This window comes from Paraburkholderia sp. BR14320, from assembly GCF_040948665.1.
Lineage (GTDB): Bacteria > Pseudomonadota > Gammaproteobacteria > Burkholderiales > Burkholderiaceae > Paraburkholderia > Paraburkholderia youngii.
The window spans coordinates 1-255 of sequence record NZ_JBFPKG010000351.1; the positions used below are offsets into that span (position 1 = coordinate 1).

Annotated in this window: 1 protein-coding gene; it reads right to left on the reverse strand. The window is 61.2% G+C overall.

The window, feature by feature from the left end:
• Positions 1-255, reverse strand: a 255-nt coding sequence (locus tag AB3X89_RS40610) for a LysR substrate-binding domain-containing protein (RefSeq protein WP_368588107.1), incomplete at both ends; no start/stop codon positions are given.

Consider the following 255-nt stretch of genomic DNA (forward strand, 5'->3'; position numbering starts at 1 on the left):
TGCGCCATGCCGCTCGAGGTATGATGGCGCGGCACACAATGCACGTCGGTTGTTGTCGACCAGCCTCATGGCCAGAAGAGACGAATCAGCTAGCGCTCCGTAGCGCACGACGGCATCCAGCGGCTGGCGGATCAGGTCGGCCGCCCGGTCGCTCATTTTCAGGTGCAGCGACAATCCAGGATGCAGGTGCTGAAATTCATCGAGCCACGGCAATAGCAGGTTTCGACCAAAGTCAGACGGAGCGGACAGCCGCAG